Origin of the sequence: Corallococcus aberystwythensis, assembly GCF_003612165.1 — a bacterium.
Classification (GTDB): domain Bacteria; phylum Myxococcota; class Myxococcia; order Myxococcales; family Myxococcaceae; genus Corallococcus; species Corallococcus aberystwythensis.
Genome location: NZ_RAWK01000007.1, coordinates 19,143 through 34,759 on the forward strand (window position 1 = coordinate 19,143; position 15,617 = coordinate 34,759).

General features: G+C 69.1%; 15 protein-coding genes. 7 read left to right on the forward strand and 8 right to left on the reverse strand.

From position 1 onward, the window contains the following. The first annotated feature begins 134 nt into the window (after positions 1 to 134). The 4 genes from D7W81_RS41800 to D7W81_RS01875 all read left to right on the forward strand — a co-directional run bounded on the left by D7W81_RS41800 (position 135) and on the right by D7W81_RS01875 (position 4,095). Positions 135 to 821, forward strand: coding sequence for a hypothetical protein (locus D7W81_RS41800; RefSeq protein WP_158621393.1), 687 nt, complete (start codon positions 135 to 137; stop codon positions 819 to 821). Positions 822 to 1,101: 280 nt separating this feature from the next. Then, positions 1,102 to 1,962, forward strand: a complete 861-nt coding sequence (locus D7W81_RS01865; RefSeq protein WP_120553574.1) for a hypothetical protein — start codon at positions 1,102 to 1,104, stop codon at positions 1,960 to 1,962. A 33-nt stretch (positions 1,963 to 1,995) separates the two neighbouring features. After that, positions 1,996 to 2,859 (forward strand): hypothetical protein, encoded by an 864-nt coding sequence (locus D7W81_RS01870; protein WP_120553575.1) that lies wholly within the window; start codon positions 1,996 to 1,998, stop codon positions 2,857 to 2,859. Positions 2,860 to 2,913: 54 nt separating this feature from the next. Continuing rightward, the gene (locus tag D7W81_RS01875; protein ID WP_158621395.1) at positions 2,914 to 4,095 is read left to right on the forward strand and encodes a Kelch repeat-containing protein; all 1,182 of its coding nucleotides are present in this window, start codon (positions 2,914 to 2,916) and stop codon (positions 4,093 to 4,095) included. A gap of 7 nt (positions 4,096 to 4,102) precedes the next feature. On the opposite strand, the gene D7W81_RS01880 is transcribed toward D7W81_RS01875, so the two are convergent. Genes D7W81_RS01880 through D7W81_RS01895 form a run of 4 tightly spaced genes read right to left on the reverse strand, consistent with a single transcriptional unit; the run spans position 4,103 to position 8,517 of the window. Further along, entirely contained in the window at positions 4,103 to 5,050 is a 948-nt protein-coding gene (locus D7W81_RS01880; RefSeq protein ID WP_147445317.1) for a hypothetical protein, read from the reverse strand. A 58-nt stretch (positions 5,051 to 5,108) separates the two neighbouring features. Next, complete coding sequence (locus D7W81_RS01885) at positions 5,109 to 7,376, reverse strand: xanthine dehydrogenase family protein molybdopterin-binding subunit (RefSeq protein ID WP_120553578.1); 2,268 nt, start codon at positions 7,374 to 7,376, stop codon at positions 5,109 to 5,111. A gap of 11 nt (positions 7,377 to 7,387) precedes the next feature. After that, complete coding sequence (locus D7W81_RS01890; protein WP_120553579.1) at positions 7,388 to 7,849, reverse strand: (2Fe-2S)-binding protein; 462 nt, start codon at positions 7,847 to 7,849, stop codon at positions 7,388 to 7,390. Beyond that, the gene (locus D7W81_RS01895; RefSeq protein WP_120553580.1) at positions 7,846 to 8,517 is read right to left on the reverse strand and encodes an Isoquinoline 1-oxidoreductase subunit; all 672 of its coding nucleotides are present in this window, start codon (positions 8,515 to 8,517) and stop codon (positions 7,846 to 7,848) included. Before D7W81_RS01895 ends, D7W81_RS01890 begins: the two co-directional genes overlap by 4 nt. Before the next feature lie 361 nt (positions 8,518 to 8,878). Between D7W81_RS01895 and D7W81_RS01900 the strand changes: the two genes are divergently transcribed. Beyond that, complete coding sequence (locus D7W81_RS01900; RefSeq protein ID WP_120553581.1) at positions 8,879 to 9,244, forward strand: hypothetical protein; 366 nt, start codon at positions 8,879 to 8,881, stop codon at positions 9,242 to 9,244. 1 nt (position 9,245) lies between these two features. Here D7W81_RS01900 and D7W81_RS01905 read toward each other — a convergent pair whose 3' ends face one another. Further along, complete coding sequence (locus D7W81_RS01905) at positions 9,246 to 9,956, reverse strand: siderophore-interacting protein (protein WP_120553582.1); 711 nt, start codon at positions 9,954 to 9,956, stop codon at positions 9,246 to 9,248. A gap of 112 nt (positions 9,957 to 10,068) precedes the next feature. Here D7W81_RS01905 and D7W81_RS01910 point away from each other — a divergent pair, with 112 nt between their 5' ends. Both D7W81_RS01910 and D7W81_RS01915 read left to right on the forward strand, forming a co-directional pair. After that, on the forward strand, positions 10,069 to 10,812 hold the full coding sequence (locus D7W81_RS01910; protein ID WP_120553583.1) for a DUF6600 domain-containing protein: 744 nt from the start codon (positions 10,069 to 10,071) through the stop codon (positions 10,810 to 10,812). A 33-nt stretch (positions 10,813 to 10,845) separates the two neighbouring features. Further along, complete coding sequence (locus D7W81_RS01915) at positions 10,846 to 12,105, forward strand: dipeptidase (protein ID WP_120553584.1); 1,260 nt, start codon at positions 10,846 to 10,848, stop codon at positions 12,103 to 12,105. Here the strand turns inward: D7W81_RS01915 and D7W81_RS01920 are convergent. From D7W81_RS01920 to D7W81_RS42210, 3 genes are all read right to left on the reverse strand, one after another. After that, entirely contained in the window at positions 12,083 to 13,477 is a 1,395-nt protein-coding gene (locus D7W81_RS01920; RefSeq protein ID WP_120553585.1) for a glycoside hydrolase family protein, read from the reverse strand. The genes D7W81_RS01915 and D7W81_RS01920 overlap by 23 nt on opposite strands. 62 nt (positions 13,478 to 13,539) lie before the next feature. Continuing rightward, positions 13,540 to 15,258 carry a B12-binding domain-containing radical SAM protein gene (locus tag D7W81_RS01925; RefSeq protein ID WP_120553586.1) on the reverse strand — a complete coding sequence of 573 codons (1,719 nt, stop codon included), beginning with the start codon at positions 15,256 to 15,258 and terminating at the stop codon, positions 13,540 to 13,542. Positions 15,259 to 15,393: 135 nt separating this feature from the next. Continuing rightward, positions 15,394 to 15,567: a hypothetical protein gene (locus D7W81_RS42210; protein ID WP_158621397.1), complete on the reverse strand. Its 174-nt coding sequence runs from the start codon at positions 15,565 to 15,567 to the stop codon at positions 15,394 to 15,396. Positions 15,568 to 15,617 lie beyond the last annotated feature (50 nt).

The following is a 15,617-nucleotide window of genomic DNA, read 5'->3' on the forward strand; positions in this document are numbered from 1 at the left end:
GAGCCACAGCGCATTCGCCCCAGGTCAAGGCCCTTGTGGCGGCGGCGAAAGGCGCTGGGCTCTGACGCTTGTCGGGCTGCTGTCTGGTGTGCGACCCTGGAATGGCAATCCGAATCAATTGCGGCGAGGGGACCATGACAGTCAAGGTGACGCTTCACGAATTGATGGATGCCGGCCCAAAGCAGAAATCCATAGCACAGCGCGCGTGCGTGTCATTGGAGGAGGCGCTCAACCACCCCGAGTTCAGCGCACGTGTGGCAAAGGCGAAATACAAAGAAACTCGATTCAGGGACGCTGACGGCCGAACATTGTCGGTGCCTGCGGACAAAGTCCATTCGTACGTCGTTTCGGGGGCCGAACGCGCGACTCCAAGCGACTCTGAAATCGACCTGAAAATCCAACTCGATCGCATCAAGGTAGGAGTTCTCGGAGCGACGACTCCAGGAAAGCTGCCTTTTCGCACGGCCTACTGGTTCATCAACGATTGCATCAAGACTGATGACGTCGCGAGCCTGGCAAGCCATTTCATTCATGAGTGGCTGCATGTCGCGGGATTCTACCATCACCCCAACAACAAGGCGCGTGGTGATGTCCCCTATGAGGTGGGAAGGATCGTGCGGGAGCTGATCAACGAGCGCGCCATGAGCGGTCTGCTGCTGAGAGAGGAACTCCAGGCGGCAGCATCCGGGGAGACGCTTGCCCCTCGGGTTGAATCGCTCGCCGGCGAGTCGCGTATGGCGCGAGTGCTGGATGATTCCGACTGCGGAGAGGATGCAACCGCTGTCGTGACGAGTGATGATGCGGACGACATGAGGCAGTAATTTGTCACGTGTGCCTGCCAGACAACGCAGGCAACACAAGCTTTCGCTCCAGAAGCAACAACTGGGAGACGCCGGACCCAGGGCACTTCAGTCCTCCACACCCCCTATCTCCGAGGGGAAAGTGCCCTCCGGCGTGACGTCCCCTGCCCCACTGGCTTCGCGTTGGTACGGCTGTTGAAGTGAGTCACTCCATCCACGGGTCGCGGCGGTACCGGCGCGTCGTGGCAGGGGGAGCCCCTCGGCGGGCACTTCCTTCACTTCTGTGAATGGAGGCAACACCATGCAGCGCAACAAATGGCGCGTCATCTCGCGCACGGGCACCGTTGTCGTGACCCTGGGGCTGATGTCCGGCTCCGTGGCGTTCGGCGCGGACCAGCCCGGTTCGGAACACGGGTCGAGCATTCCTCCCAGCCGCGTCATCGCCGGCCGGCCCCTGCACTCGCCTCCGAAGCTGGATGCGGCGGATGCTTACAAGAGCGTCAATGCCTTCATCACCTGGGCCGGGGAGTCCGTCGTCGAAGAACAGAACGACGCGCGCCGCGTACTGGCCTCCGCCGCGAAGAAGCCGGAGCTCGTCCAGGCGTTCACCGAGGCCATCCTCGAAGCCCACAAGTCCGGGGACACCAGCCGCGCGCTCGTCGGCCTGGGCCTGCTGGGAGAGATGCGCACCTACGACGGCGCGAAGTTCCTCGCCGAGTTCGTCCGCATGCCCCTGCCCACGAAGGGCACCGTCATCGAGGGCGAGCTCCAGGAAGAGGCGCAGCAGGCCCGCCTGCAGGCGAAGGCCATCGCGGGCGTCGCGTACCTGCGCGACCCGGAGTTCGACCGCGAGGTGGCGTACCAGGCCGGCAACCACCCCTCCGTCATCGTCCGCGCGGAGGCCATCAGCGCGTACCTCTGGAACCGCGGAGACTCGCTGGAGGCCCGCAAGGCACTGGAGCCGTTCGTCCGCAAGGAGGAGCGCCTGTTCCTGGACCGCGTCCGGCGCGTCAGCGGTGAAGGCGCGGAGTCGTTCAACCGCAAGCTCACCGCCTACCTGAAGGCCCACCCCGAAGTGCAGGCGCCCAATCCCGTGCGGAAGGACCCGCGCCCGCCCGAGGAGAAGCCCAACACCTTCGACGTGACCCCTCCGAAGTTCTGACCTTCCCTCACGACCTGAGGAGCGAGAACGCCCATGAATCTCAAGCAAGGCATTGCCCTGATGTCGTCCGTCCTGGCCTTCGGCCTGGCCACCGAAGCCGGCGCCGTCTGCACCCAGACGGCCGCGAGCCAGGCGGACCGGGACCTCTGGAACACCCACGGCTGCTGGCAGGACTTCTTCCTCTGGCAGTACCAGGCCTACGGCCTGCGCTCCGGGGACTGGAGCAACCGCGGCTGGAATGACGCCTGCAACGTCAACCTGGAGTTCCCCAAGCACTGGAACGCGTCCTACCTGCTGACGTACGGCATGCTGGACAACTGGGACCAGTCCTTCCACGGCACCGAGGACTACCGGGCCACGGCGGAGGCGCGCAGCAGCAACTTCCACGACAGCCTCTACCACAGCATCACCGACCGCACGGACGTCTTCGGGACCTTCACCCCGCGCTTCTGGCCGTGGGACACGGACCGCGTGGAGACCGCGTGCCCGCTCTACAACCCCACCGTCAGCAACTCCAACCCGGGCTCGCGCGCGGGTGACTACATGCACGAGGGCTGGCACGCCAACTTCGACAAGTACAGCTTCGACAACGGCAACACCGGCGGCCACCGGCCCGGTCCGCAGGGCGCGTGCACCGTCAACGGCTGCGACTACTTCTACTTCCACGGCATCTCCAAGTATGTCTTTGGAGCCATGTGGGAGAACAATGGCACCGCCAGCCGGTTCCACTCACCCAACCAGGTGCAGGTGGAGTTCCTCTGCGACGTGGCGGATCAATCCCAGTGGTGGATCCCGCTGAGCGTGCGGCAGACTGCCGCCGCGGATGCCAACGGCCGCGCAGCGTCTCGCTTCATCAACGGCCCCGGCTACACCTGCGGCAGCCCGCGTCCCTGGTAGTCGGAGGAACCACCGATGGCGCATTCGGAGCGTGACGCAGTGAAGCCGTTTCGGATGCGCCTGATGCCGGGCCTGTTCCTCCTCTCCCTGGTCTGCTGCTCGAGTCCGCGGAAGACCGGGGTGGAGGAACAGGGCACCTGGGAGCTCCTGCCCACGGGCGCAGGCCCTGGCGCGGGGCTCCAGGTGGCGACGGTGTTCGACGGCCAGGACGTCCTGCTCTGGGGCGGACTGGGCGGCTGCACCGTCAACGGGGTCTGCGCGGATGGGGCCCGGTTCGACGTGGCATCGCGCACCTGGACGCCCCTGTCGTCCCAGGGGGCTCCCGCCGCGCGCACCCTGCACACGGCGGTGTGGACCGGCCAGCGGATGCTCGTCTGGGGCGGCGTCGGCTGCGGTGAGCGGCCCCAGACGCCTTGTGGCGACGGAGCGGCCTACGCACCGTCCACCGACTCCTGGAGCGCGCTTTCGGCCCAAGGCGCGCCCTCCGCTCGCGGCTGGCACTCGGCGGCATGGACAGGGCGGTGGATGCTGGTGTGGGGCGGTGAGGAGCCCCAGCAGGCGCGCGTGCTGGGCGATGGAGCCCGGTACGACATGGAGGCCGGTGCCTGGACGCCCATGTCCGGCGCCGGGGCACCCGTGGCCCGCCGCTACCACTCCACGGTGTGGACGGGGCAGGCGCTGATGGTCTGGGGCGGCAGTGGCGGAGCCTCCGTGGACGTGGCGCTGAGCGATGGCGCGGCGTACTCCCCCGAGACGGACTCCTGGCGCCCGCTGTCTTCCGCGGGCGCTCCCCAGGCCCGGTGGGCGCACACGGCGGTGTGGACCGGGACGAAGATGCTCGTCTGGGGCGGGCTGGGCTGTGGCAGCGACGGGCGGGACTCGCCGCGCTACTGCGAAGGAGGCGCCGCGTATGACCCGCTGCTCGATACCTGGTCGCCCCTGTCCGACAAGGACGCGCCCTCCCCCCGCACCGGCCATTCCGCGGTGTGGACCGGGACGAAGATGCTCGTCTGGGGTGGCGCCTCGTCGAAGTGTGGCTCCGGTGGCGCCTGCTCGGACGGCGCGGCCTACGACCCCGCCACGGACACGTGGACCCCGCTGCGCACCGAAGGTGCTCCTTCCGCGCGCTCGGGACAGGTGGGCGTTTGGACCGGGGACGCCCTCTTCATCTGGGGCGGGATGGGAGGCGGCGGTTCGGAGGTTCCTCTCTCGGATGGCGCCCTGTGGGTGCCGTGATTGCCCCTCAGAACTCGTCGGGAACCACCGGCCCGGTGACCAGGGATTGGATGCCTTGGGCCTTCACCTCCACCACGGACAGTTGAGTGCAGCCCTCGAAGCAGAGGGGCCGTGTCAGCGCGAAGAGCCGGCCCTCCAGTTCCAGCAGCATCAATGCCCGATTGCCCGAGATACCGGTTCCGTCTTCGTGCTCGTACACACCGCGTTCGCTTCGAACCACCTCGAAGCGCTCCGGCGTGCCCACCAGCCACGCGTCGACCCAGACGACCGCCCGGCATGGGGCCTTCGTCGACACCATCCGGCGGGTGAGGCGGACGCTGCACACGAGTGGCAGTGCCTTCGTGCCTCGCGCGCAACCCACGAACTGCTCCTGCGCTTCGTCGAGTTCCTCCGACGCAAGGGCCTCTTCCTTCCAGGCGCCCGCACCCGCGCAGCGCGTTTCGGGCTGCGTCACCAGCTGCTGGCCCATTTCCTCCAGCGAGGGAAAGGCCTTGAGGACCTTGCGCTTCAGCGCGTCGCGAAGCGGCTCGGAGGGCGGCGAGAGGAAGGCACGGGCCCGTGCGTCCTTCGGCTCCAGCGTGACCGCCAACGACACCTGTGTCGAGGGCCGCTCATGGAGCAGGAAGCCCGGATAGGCATCCCCCCAGAGGACCTTGAAGGGCTTCACGGTCGTGGCCGTCCGCAGCGGCGTGGGCCTCCCGTCCGCCTGCGCATCCCAGAGCGCGAAGGAGGACCAGGTCGCGGGCCCCATCAACCGCATCGCGGCTTCCGTCGTGAGGGATTGCCACCGTCCCTGCTGGAACTGGAGCACGGGCATGAGCATCAGCCCGACGTTGTCGCCGCCGCCCAGCTGGGCCACCAGCAGGGACGGACCCTGGCTTCCTCCGGCGGATTGCGGCTCGGCGGCCACGGGCGCGGCGCACATCAGGGCAACGGCGAGCAGGGGCATTCGCATGCCCTCCGGAATTGCAACCGCCGGGCCGGGGCAGGTGTGGCTCCCCAGCCGCGGCTCCTCACACCTTCACGGTCTTCACCAGCGGCAGTTCGCGCACGCGTGTCCCAGTGAGCGCGAACACGGCGTTGGCCAGGGCCGGGGCCACGGGGGGCACTCCGGGCTCTCCAATGCCTCCCGGACGGCCGTCGCTGGGGATGATGTCCACGTGGATCTTCCGGGGCGTCTCCGCGATGCGCGCCAGGCGGTAGTCGCGGAAGTTGCTCTCCACCACGGCGCCGTCCTTCATCGTGATGGCGCCGTAGAGCCCCAGGCTCAGGCCGAACACCACCGCGCCCTCCATCTGCGCCCGGACGCGCTCCATGTTCACGATGGTGCCCGCGTCCGCGACGATCCACGCCTCGTCCACCCGGATGCGCTCGTCCGCGTCCTTCACCACCGACACCACCACCGCCACGTACGACAGGAAGCTGCGATGCGCCGCCAGCCCCAGCGCCCTGCCCTGCTGCTTGCGCTCGTCCCAGCGCGCCAGGCCTGTCACCCGCTCAATCACGCGCCGCAGCCGCGCCGTGTCCACCGGGTGCTCTTCAATCAATTGGCCGTAGTTCGGCACCTTCGCCACGCCCAGGTCCTTGGGCGTCACGATGCGCGAGGGCCCCAGCACCTCCAGCAATGTGTCGCGCGGATCCGTGCCGCGCGCGTGCGCCAGCTCGTCGATGAAGCTCTGCACCGCGAACGCGTGGTAGATGTTCGCCACGGAGCGCAGCCAGCCGATGCGCGTGTGCGCTCGCGCCTCGCAGTTCTCCATGCGGATGTCGGGGATGGCCAGCGGCAGGTCCACGATGCCCTGCCCCATCTCCCCTTCGCCCGCGAACGTCGTGTCCGCGAACGTGGAGCCGATGGGCGGGAACGCGATGCGCTGGTGCCACGCCACCACCTTGCCGTTCGCGTCGAGGCCCGCCTCCAGCCGCTGCGCGCTCGTGGAGTGGTAGTAGTCGTGGCGCACGTCGTCCTCGCGCGTCCACTGCAAGCGCACCGGAGCGCCCACCGCCTTCGCGACGAGCGCCGCCTCCACCACGTAGTCCGGCTTCGACTTGCGGCCGAACCCGCCGCCCAGCAGCGTCACGTGCACCGTCACCTTCGACGGGTCGATGCCCAGCGCCTTCGCCACCTCGCTGCGCGCGGCCTGAGGGTTCTGCGTCGTGGCCCACACCTCGCAGGTGCCGTTCTCCACCTTCGCCACCGCCGCGGGCGGCTCCATGGGCGCGTGCGCCAGGTGCGGCGTGTTGTACGTGGCCTGCACCCGCTTCGCCGCCTTCGCCAACGCGCCTTCCGCGTCGCCGACGTTGCGCACCACCTTGCCCGGCTTGCCAATCACCTCCAGCAGCTGCTCGCGGTAGGCCGCCGAGTCGTAGACGGCGTTGTCCCCGCCCTCCCACTCCACGTCCAGCACCGCGCGGCCCTTCATGGCCGCCCACGTGTTGTCCGCCACCACCGCCACGCCTCCCAGCGGCTGGAACAGGAAGGGCTTCTTCGCCGCCGGCAGCTCCACCACCTGCCGCACGCCCGGCACCGCCAGCGTCTTCGCCGCGTCGTAGCGGGCCACCCGGCCTCCCGCCACCGGCGGACGCGCGATGACCGCCGTGCGCATCCCGGGCAGCACCACGTCCGCGCCGAACACCGCCCGGCCCGTCACGATGTCCGGTCCGTCCAGGAGCGGCAGCTCCTTGCCCAGGTTCTTGAGCTCGCTGCGCGGCCGGAGCGTGACCGCGTCCTTCTTGGGGACCTTGAGCTTCGCGGCGTCACTGGCCAGGTCGCCGAACTTGAGCGCCCGCTGCGTGCCCTTGTGGAACACCGCGTGGTCGCGCGCCTCGCACTCCGTGGGCGCCACCTTCCAGCGCTTCGCGGCCACCGCCACCAGCATGGTGCGCGCCGTCGCGCCCGCGTAGCGCAGGTCGTCGAAGATCTTCCGCACGCTGCTGGAGCCGTCCGTGTTCTGGTCGCCGTAGGCCTCGTCGCCGTCGCCCTGGACCACCTTCACGTGGGCCATGTCCGCGCCCAGCTCGTCCGCGATGAGCACCGGCAGCGAGCTGCGCACGCCCTGCCCCATCTCCGAGCGATGGCAGACGATGGTCACCACGCCGTCCGGCGCCACGTGCACGAAGACGTTCGCCCGCAGGCCCTCCGTGGGCACCGCGGGCAGCGACGTGGGCATGGGCGCGGCGTGCGCCCTGGCGGGAAGCATCACCTCCAGCCCCAGGCCCCCGGCCACGAGGCCCATTCCCGCGAGCACGGAGCGGCGCGACAGACGGATGCGCGTGTCTTGCATGGTCGGGGTCCTCACTCCGTCGGCAGTCCCGCCGCCTTCTTCACGGCGGTGCGGATGCGCGTGTACGTCCCGCAGCGGCAGAGGTTGCCCGCCAGCGATTGATCGATCTCCGCGTCGGTGGGCTTCGGCTTCTTCGCCAGCAGCGCCGCCGCCGTCATGATCTGCCCCGCCTGACAGAAGCCACACTGCGGCACCGCCAGGTCCACCCAGGCCTTCTGCAACGGGTGCGAGCCGTCCGGCGACAGGCCTTCAATGGTCATCACCTCGCGGCCATCCGCGCGGCGCACCGGCGTCACGCACGAGCGCACCGCCGCGCCGTCGATGTGCACCACGCACGCGCCGCAGAGCGCCTGGCCGCAGCCGTACTTCGTGCCCGTCAACGTCAGCACGTCGCGCAGCGCCCAGAGCAGCGGCATCTCCGGATCCACGTCCAGCACGTGCTCGGTTCCATTCACTCGCAGACGGATGCTCACGGTCGGCTCTCCTCGCGCGGGCACTCCGCGCCGTCCTTCACCCACGCGGCCACCAGGGCCCCGAACTCCGCCTGCGTCCCCGGCGCCGGCACCCGGTCCGCGCCCGGCTTCCAGCCCCAGCCCACCAGCTCGTCATGCGCGGAGTGCTCGATGATCTCCGCCAGGCTCTTGCCGCCGTTGCGCGCCGGGTCCTTCAGCTGTTCGCACAGCGAGCGCGGCGTGCGCCCCTCCCAGAACATCACCTTGGGCGCCAGGTGCCAGTTGGGCGCCCCCGGGACCCGCGCCAGCTGCGCGTTGCGGTCCTGGTGGCAGGAGGTGCACTCCAGGCCGGGCACGCCCTGGTCCTCGGGGCCCCGGGCCACCGGCGGATCATGGAGCTGGCTGTTCATGCCCTGCAGGGGGCTGTCACCCACGGGGTGGCAGTTGACGCAGCGCGGATGCAACATGACCCGGCTCGCCTCCAGGAACAGCGCGCGCGAGCGCTCCTTCTTGTCGCCAATGCCCGCGAAGGCCTCCGGCGGCCGGAGCACCTGCGGATTTTCGGGTGGAGGCACCGCGGCGACATGCATCGCACGGCCTCCACACCCCGCGCCGAAGAGGAGCGACAGCGACAGCCCCGCCGCCCCCGCGCCCAGCACGGCTCCCAGTGCCTTCGAGCGAAGTCTCATCGTGCCCCGTCCATCCCTTCGGCCAGAGGTCATCCGGCCCTGCGCACAGCGCCGCGAGGCCAGACGGGCCATGCTGCCCCGGTCCAGCCCACCGCGAGCCTGTCAAAATGCCGCATGGCCTGTGAAGGTTTTCTTCAGAACGGGTTCAGTCTGAGAGTGGACCGCGCCGTCACGCCGCGTGGGGGACGGCAGCCCTCGTGAAGGCATCGTCGCACGCCGTGCCTGGGTGACACAGGCCGTGGGCGGGATTGACGGAATGTCTTTCGAGGGGCCCCGGGGCTTCGCGCAAGTGCGCGGAATCGCGTGCGCGGGCGGTTGGAACGCCGTGTGTATTGGGAAGCACGCAAGGAGATTGCCCGCCATGCGCCAGAGCCCCGCGTCGTCCGTGTTCTCCCTCACCCGCCTCTTCGTCGAGCAGTGCGCCCGCTGGAGGCTGCGCGAGGAGGTCATCGCGTTCATCCTCGAGTTCGGCACTCCCGCCCGCGCTTGCGGCGCCACCCACGTCACCGTGCACGAGCGCGACCTGCCCGTGGCCCTTCGCGACTCGTCGCTGGCCCGGCAGGCGCGCGGGTGGATCCTCATCCTCAACGACGAGGACCGGCTCCTCACCTGCTACCGCCGCCAGGACGCGTCGCGCTTCCTGCGGCAGAAGTCCAAGCGCCGCCCGGCGGGCGTCTCGCGGGACCGCGACGACTTCCTGCGCGGCCTCCCGTTCGCGCCGGCCTGAATCAGTCGAGCCCCATCTTGCCCACCGCCCAGTAGGCCTTCACCTTGGGCGTGGCATGTTCGCCGTCGCCGCGCAGCCGTGAGCGCAGGGCCTGGATGGACTGCGCCCGGCCCGTCATCACCAGCGTCGCGCCGGGCTTCGCGCGCAGGGCTTCACGCAGCCGTTCGTGGACCTGGGTCAGGTGCGCGTCCCCGGCCGTGCGCTCGACGTCGTGGCCCTCGAAGCCCAATTCGCGCAGCGCGGGCGCGCAGTCCTCGCGGCGGGTCACCTCGAAGAGGGGCGTGACGTCGCGCTTCGCCGCGGTGCGGAACGCGTGCGCCACCGCGAAGGACGTCTCGTCACCGAAGAGCACCACCGGCGCATCGCCGGCCTCCAGTGCCAACGAGCGCCGGGGCCCGAAGAACTGGACCGTGTCCCCGACCCGCACGTCGCGGCCCCACTTCGCTCCCGGGCTGTCACCGTGCAGGTACACCAGGAAGGCCGTGGCCCCGCGCGTTTCGTCCCAGGACAGCGGCGTGTACGTGCGCATGCCCAGCCCTGGCAGGAACACCTGCACCTTGTCGCCGGGGGTCCATCCCTGCCCTCGCAACGCGGGCCCCTCGCAGTCAATTTGTCGGAATGCGCGGGACACCTCTCGCACTTGGGTGACGCGGGCTTCGGTGAAGAGGAAGCGGCCCAGCATGCTTCCCAGCATGGCCTTCGCGGATGCCATTGGAACCTCCGTTCAGGCGTTCATACGCCCCTCCTCCCGCGCCCGGCTCGTGAAGTTGCGTGAAGTCATCCGCACCTTCCAGGACAGGAACCCCCACGAAAGGAAACCGGCCATGGGCTGGTCTCGGACCGGCGGCGCCGCCGTCATCGCCATCCTGGCAGCCAGCGGCTGCGCCATGGGCCCGGACGAATTCGGGCCGCAGGTGACGTCGGACTCGGCGCCCATGGACAATCACATGTCGCAGTTCCGGCAGGTGCTGGCTCCCCATGGCACCTGGCTGGACCTGCCGGACGCCGGCTGGGTCTGGCGGCCGGATCCGAACGTCGTGGGCGCGGACTTCGTCCCCTACTCCACCGGTGGCCAGTGGGTGTCCAGCGATTGGGGATGGACCTTCGAGAGTGACTGGGACTGGGGTTGGGCGCCGTTCCACTACGGCCGGTGGTTCAGCACGCCGTCGGCCGGCTGGGTGTGGTGGCCTGACAGTGAGTGGGCACCCGCGTGGGTGGACTGGCGGTGGGGGAATGGCTTCGTGGGTTGGCAGCCGCTCTCGCCTCCGGGCATCAGCACCGGGCTGAGCTGGACCTTCGTGGGGGCGAACGACTTCGTGCGGCCCGACGTGGGCACGCATCGCCTCCCAGCCTCGCGGGTCCAGGAGCTGATGCGCCAGACGCAGCCCGTGGGCGAGCACGTGGTGGCCAGCGAGGGGCACTGGAACCGGGGGCCGGAGCCCGAGGTGGTCGCGCGTGCCACGGGGCAACCCGTGCCGCTCGCGAAGCCGATGACGCCGCCCACGGGACATCCGCCGAGTGCGCAGGCCGAGGGTGGGCACTCCGAAGGCGCCCACCGACACCGGTGACGGAGGGGCCCGGTCCTGGGTAAGAGGTCGGCCATGAGACCGACCTCCGCGCTCCTCAGCCTCGTGTTGCTCGCAGCCCCGGCCTGCACCCATGGCACGAACGTGCAGGCGCCTCCGGCTCCGGTGGATCCCGCGGAACGGGCCCGTCAGCTCGCCCGGCGCGTCATCATCGCGGATGGCCACGTGGACGTGCCCTACCGCCTCCATGAGGCGCTGGGGCCCAACGGGGCGCCCACCGAGGACATCTCCCAGCGCACCACCGGAGGTGACTTCGACCACCCGCGCGCCGTGGAGGGCGGGTTCGACGTGGCCTTCATGTCCATCTACATCCCCGCGGAGCTCCAGAAGACCGGCGGGGCGAAGGTGCTCGCGGACTCGCTCATCGACATGATGGAGAAGGTGGCACGCGGCGCTCCCGACAAGTTCGCCATGGCCCCTTCCGTCCAGGCGGCCGAGCAGAACTCCCAGGCGGGCAAGGTCTCCTTCGCGCTGGGCATCGAGAACGGCGCGGCCATCGAGGACCGGCTGGAGAACCTCCGCCACTTCCAGCAGCGCGGCGTGCGCTACATCACCCTCACGCACACCGAGGACAACCTCATCAGCGATTCCGCCGCCAGCCAGGGGCACGGCACCTGGAATGGGCTCAGCCCCTTTGGCAAGCAGGTGGTCGCGGAGATGAACCGGGTGGGCATCATGGTGGACGTCTCACACCTGTCCGACGACGCCATCCGGCAGGCGGTGGACTTGAGCCAGATGCCGGTGATCGCGTCGCACTCGTCCTGCCGCCAGTTCACGCCCGGGTTTCCGCGCAACCTGCCGGATGAGCTCATTCGCGTCATCGCCGCGAAGGGCGGCGTGGTGATGATCAACTTCGGCTCCTCGTTCCTCATCCCGGAGGCGCAGGACTACAGCCGGCAGGTCGACACGGTGTTCCAGGCCTATGCGAAAGAGCATGGCCTGACGAAGGACCGCCCGGAGATGAAGGCCTTCATCGAAACCTACCTGCGCGAACACCCGGCCCCGTTGGCCCGGGTGGAGGACGTGGCGAACCACATCGACCACGTGGTGAGGCTCGCGGGCATCGACCACGTGGGGCTGGGCTCCGACTTCGACGGCGTCGGGCCCACCCTGCCCACGGGCCTCAAGGACGTCTCGCAGTACCCGAACCTGTTCCGCGTGCTGCTGGAGCGCGGGTACAGCGAGACGGACATCGAGAAGATCGCCTCCGGCAATGTCTTCCGCGTGTGGCGGAAGGTGGAGGCGCACGCGGCTACTTCACGCAGTGAAGGCTAGGGCCCTTAGCGATGCTGTCCCACTGGCTCACGCTCATGGACGCGATGGACGAGTTGTTGTGCGTGATGGCCTCCAGGCAGCTCACCGGCCACAGCCGTCCGTCATCCAGGTAGAACGCGGCGGGGCGCCCCGCCGCGCCGTAGACGGCCGCTCCCGAGTGCATCGAAGCCCCATACGGGATGCGGTGGAAGATGTCGGCCGAGACGGCAATCGCGTTGCGTGACAGGACCTGCGCGGGCGCGGCCAGCGCGAACTGGAGCCGCGTCGCGTTCCGCACCAGCGTGAGCGGCAGCCCGGCGCTCTGGATGAGAGAGCCCTCGTAGACGCGTCCCACCGGCACCTGGTCGCACGAGCGTCCCGTCAGCAGGTCCACGCCACTGCGCGCCAGGTTCCAGCTGTTCACGTCGCCCGTGCCCACCGAGCGCAGGATGTCCACCGGCACCGTGCCGCACGTGGACGACGCGACGGCGTGCTTGTCCGGACGCGACACGATGGCCGGCCCTTCCGTCCACGTCCCCGCGACGTCGAACTGATCCACCTGCTGGCTCAGCTCGCGGTTGAAGAGGAACACCCGCGTCGCGCTGGAGGTGCTTCCGTCCACCGCGATGGCGAACGTGTCGTTCGTGTCCACGTACTGCCAGTCCACGGAGAAGGCGCCAATCAGCGAGTGCCGCGTGTGGTTCGCGGCCGTCCTCGGCGCGAAGCCCGTGGCCGTCAGCTCCTCCACGCCCGTCTGGAACGTGGGGTCCGACGAGCGCAGCACGAACTGGCCTCCGCCATTGCCGTCCACCGCGTAGCCCGTGGAGTCCGTGAAGATGAGGTAGAACTTCCCATCCACGTACGTGACGCTCGGCTGCCCCGCGCCGTATGGGTTGGACACCGTGCGGTAGTCCCGTGCGGGCACGATGATGGGATTGCCGCCGTTGAGGCGCGTCCAGTTGAGGCCGTCCGGACTGGACGCCACGCCAATCATCGTGGTGCCCGTGCCGTCGCCGTAGCCGCCGTAATACATGTAATACGTCGCGTCGACGCGGATGACGGACGGATCACAGACGTGGATGCCGTCGAACTGCGCGGCGTTCCCCGTGGGCCGGAACACCGTGTTGTAGCTGTTGGCCGCCGTGGAGCCTCGCGCGTGCCAGGGGCCGCTCAAGCTGTCCGCCTCGGCGTAGAGGATGTAGTCGCCCGCGATGCCGCCGCACCACCACATGCGGTAGACGCCGTCCTTCATCACGCTCGGCACGTAGTCATACGAGGTGCGCGAGTACACCGGCGTGTTGCCACCCCGGTAGTTCGTCACCGTCGCCGCGCCGGCCCCCGACGCCAGCAGGCCGGCTGCCACGGTGAGCCACAAGGAAGCATTCCTGAACATCTGACAGCTCCTTCCAAGAAGAGGAGCTGTCAGCATATTCTCGAATTAAAGCTATTCCACGCCTATGTGGGCTGAAGGAACCGGCCGTCCACCAGGTGGTCGATGACGTCATGGGCGGACTGCGGATCCAGCCTGGCCTTGGCGCCCAGGTACGTCACCGCCTGGGAGACGGTGGTGGGCTGTTTGAAGGCATCCAGGGCGGCGAGGAGGATGGCGCCGTCGTCCCCTTGCGTGAGCGTGGGGTCGTTGAACCTTCGCGGGCTGACGGACGGGGCGCAGCTCAGGGTGATGCCGTCCACGGAGCGCAGGACCGTCACCGGCTCCTTCGCCAGCTTCGCGGGCGCGCGGTGACTGCCCAGCCAGTCCCCCAAGGTGAAGCGCTCCGTCGAGGGCGCGGTGTTCTTGAGCCGCGTGCGCCCGTTGAGCGTGACGCGCTTCCTTGCGTCCCGGTGCTTCCAGGCGAGTTCGTCCACCCGGTCCGAGTTGCGCTGCACCGCCGCTTCCAGCTCCGCGTCCTTGAAGCGGATCATCGGCACGGACACGTCGCCGGGCTCGCGCCGCTCGAAGTAGCCGAGGAACTCCGCGAACGTCTTCGCCTCCGTCACCATGTCGAAGCGCGCGGGGTGCTCCGTGACGAGCGCCCCGGGCTGAGCCTCCAGCCGCTGGTAGCCCACCACGCAGTCCATCCCGATGACGCGCTCCACCAGCTGGAGCTCCTCCGCGAGCCGCGCCTTGTTCGTGAACGGGAGGCCTCCGATGCCGGAGATTTCGACGTCCACGTTCGGATGGCGGCGCACGGACTCGATGACCTCCAGCAGCTCGCCGTCCTTCGCGCACGGCTTGAGCAGGCCCTTGGACATCTGCTCCAGCCGCTGCTGTTCGGAGAAGCAGCCGATGTCGATGACCATGTAGATGCGCTGGAAGGTCGCCGCCAGTGCCGCGACCAGCTCCACGCGCGGCACGCCCCAGAGGAAATACGTGCAGCAGTGGCGCGACAGGTCCACGCCCGCCCAGGTGCTCCCGAGGAACTCCGCCGTGCTGCCCGCGAAGTCGTAGCGCATCTGCCACGTCCGGCCGGCGATCTCCTGGTGATCCCTGCGCACGTTCTCCTCGGAGCGCAGGAACGGCTTCGCCCGGCCGAAGTCCGCCTTCTGGTTGCCGCGCGCCCCGCCGCAATACAGGCAGTTCTCACCGCAGCCCTTGCCCGGCGCGACCCAGCCGGAGAAGGAGTGCGCGTCCCGCTGGCTCAGGAAGATGTCGTTGAAGTGCGAGTAGTAGACGTCTTCTGTATTGGTCGCGCGCTGCACGTACGCCAGCGGCAGCCTGCGGGGGCGCCCGTCCGGGGTCCGCGTCACACAGTTGGGCGGGGCTTCCTCCCCATTGCAGAGCGCCAGCAGGGGGACTTCTCCGTCACCCAGCACGACGTGGTCGATGCAGTCGTAGCCGCTCAGCTCCTTCCACCAGTACGACGCGGAGTTGCCTCCCACGACGATGCGGATGGACGGGTCGATCTTCCGGACCGTCCGCGCGATGAGCAGCGCGCGGTCCACGTGGTGGAACCACTTCAGGCTGATGCCAATGAGCTTCGGGCGCACGCGGGCGATGAGGCGCTCGAAGGAGTCCTTCACCTCCCCTGCGCTCTCGTCGCCGTCCCACAGCCGCACGAAGGCTTCAATCCCGCCGCGCCGCAGGTAGCTGGCCAGGTAGAGGATGCCGCACGTGGCTTCGCCCGTTCCGGCACCGACGAGGAGGACTGGCGAGAGGGCACGACCACTGCTCATGGGACGACCACCGAACTGGGAGAGAGACGACGCCAGCGTAGGCGAAACCCGCCAGGACCCGCGTGGATTCGTCGCCTCCCCGCCGCCCAGGCGGCCAGCCTGCTCGCAGGAGGCAGGGCCGCTTCGCGAGGGGCTTCAGGGCGCCGGAGGACCCTTCGGAGCCCTGCCCTGGGAGAGGTGCCGGAGGAACATCAGCATCCCACCTGCCGCGATGACTCCCACCGCCACCATCGCGCCCGTGACGACGATGACGGCGAGCCCCATCGCGAAGCCACCGTCGTAGCCGCCGCCGTGGTGAGCGGGTTCCATGGCCACGATCAGGACAAACACTCCGAGGAGCAGCGCGATGACGCTTCCGG

Excerpts from the sequence above, each read along its gene's own strand:
- D7W81_RS01875 (WP_158621395.1), top strand. The coding sequence starts at position 2,914 with ATGCGCCTGATGCCGGGCCTGTTCCTCCTCTCCCTGGTCTGCTGCTCG.
- D7W81_RS01900 (WP_120553581.1), top strand. The coding sequence starts at position 8,879 with ATGCGCCAGAGCCCCGCGTCGTCCGTGTTCTCCCTCACCCGCCTCTTC.
- D7W81_RS01910 (WP_120553583.1), top strand. The coding sequence starts at position 10,069 with ATGGGCTGGTCTCGGACCGGCGGCGCCGCCGTCATCGCCATCCTGGCA.
- D7W81_RS01870 (WP_120553575.1), top strand. The coding sequence starts at position 1,996 with ATGAATCTCAAGCAAGGCATTGCCCTGATGTCGTCCGTCCTGGCCTTC.
- D7W81_RS01905 (WP_120553582.1), bottom strand. The coding sequence starts at position 9,956 with ATGGCATCCGCGAAGGCCATGCTGGGAAGCATGCTGGGCCGCTTCCTC.
- D7W81_RS01895 (WP_120553580.1), bottom strand. The coding sequence starts at position 8,517 with ATGAGACTTCGCTCGAAGGCACTGGGAGCCGTGCTGGGCGCGGGGGCG.
- D7W81_RS01880 (WP_147445317.1), bottom strand. The coding sequence starts at position 5,050 with ATGCGAATGCCCCTGCTCGCCGTTGCCCTGATGTGCGCCGCGCCCGTG.
- D7W81_RS01925 (WP_120553586.1), bottom strand. The coding sequence starts at position 15,258 with ATGAGCAGTGGTCGTGCCCTCTCGCCAGTCCTCCTCGTCGGTGCCGGA.
- D7W81_RS01885 (WP_120553578.1), bottom strand. The coding sequence starts at position 7,376 with ATGCAAGACACGCGCATCCGTCTGTCGCGCCGCTCCGTGCTCGCGGGA.
- D7W81_RS01915 (WP_120553584.1), top strand. The coding sequence starts at position 10,846 with ATGAGACCGACCTCCGCGCTCCTCAGCCTCGTGTTGCTCGCAGCCCCG.
- D7W81_RS01920 (WP_120553585.1), bottom strand. The coding sequence starts at position 13,477 with ATGTTCAGGAATGCTTCCTTGTGGCTCACCGTGGCAGCCGGCCTGCTG.
- D7W81_RS42210 (WP_158621397.1), bottom strand. The coding sequence starts at position 15,567 with ATGGAACCCGCTCACCACGGCGGCGGCTACGACGGTGGCTTCGCGATG.
- D7W81_RS41800 (WP_158621393.1), top strand. The coding sequence starts at position 135 with ATGACAGTCAAGGTGACGCTTCACGAATTGATGGATGCCGGCCCAAAG.
- D7W81_RS01865 (WP_120553574.1), top strand. The coding sequence starts at position 1,102 with ATGCAGCGCAACAAATGGCGCGTCATCTCGCGCACGGGCACCGTTGTC.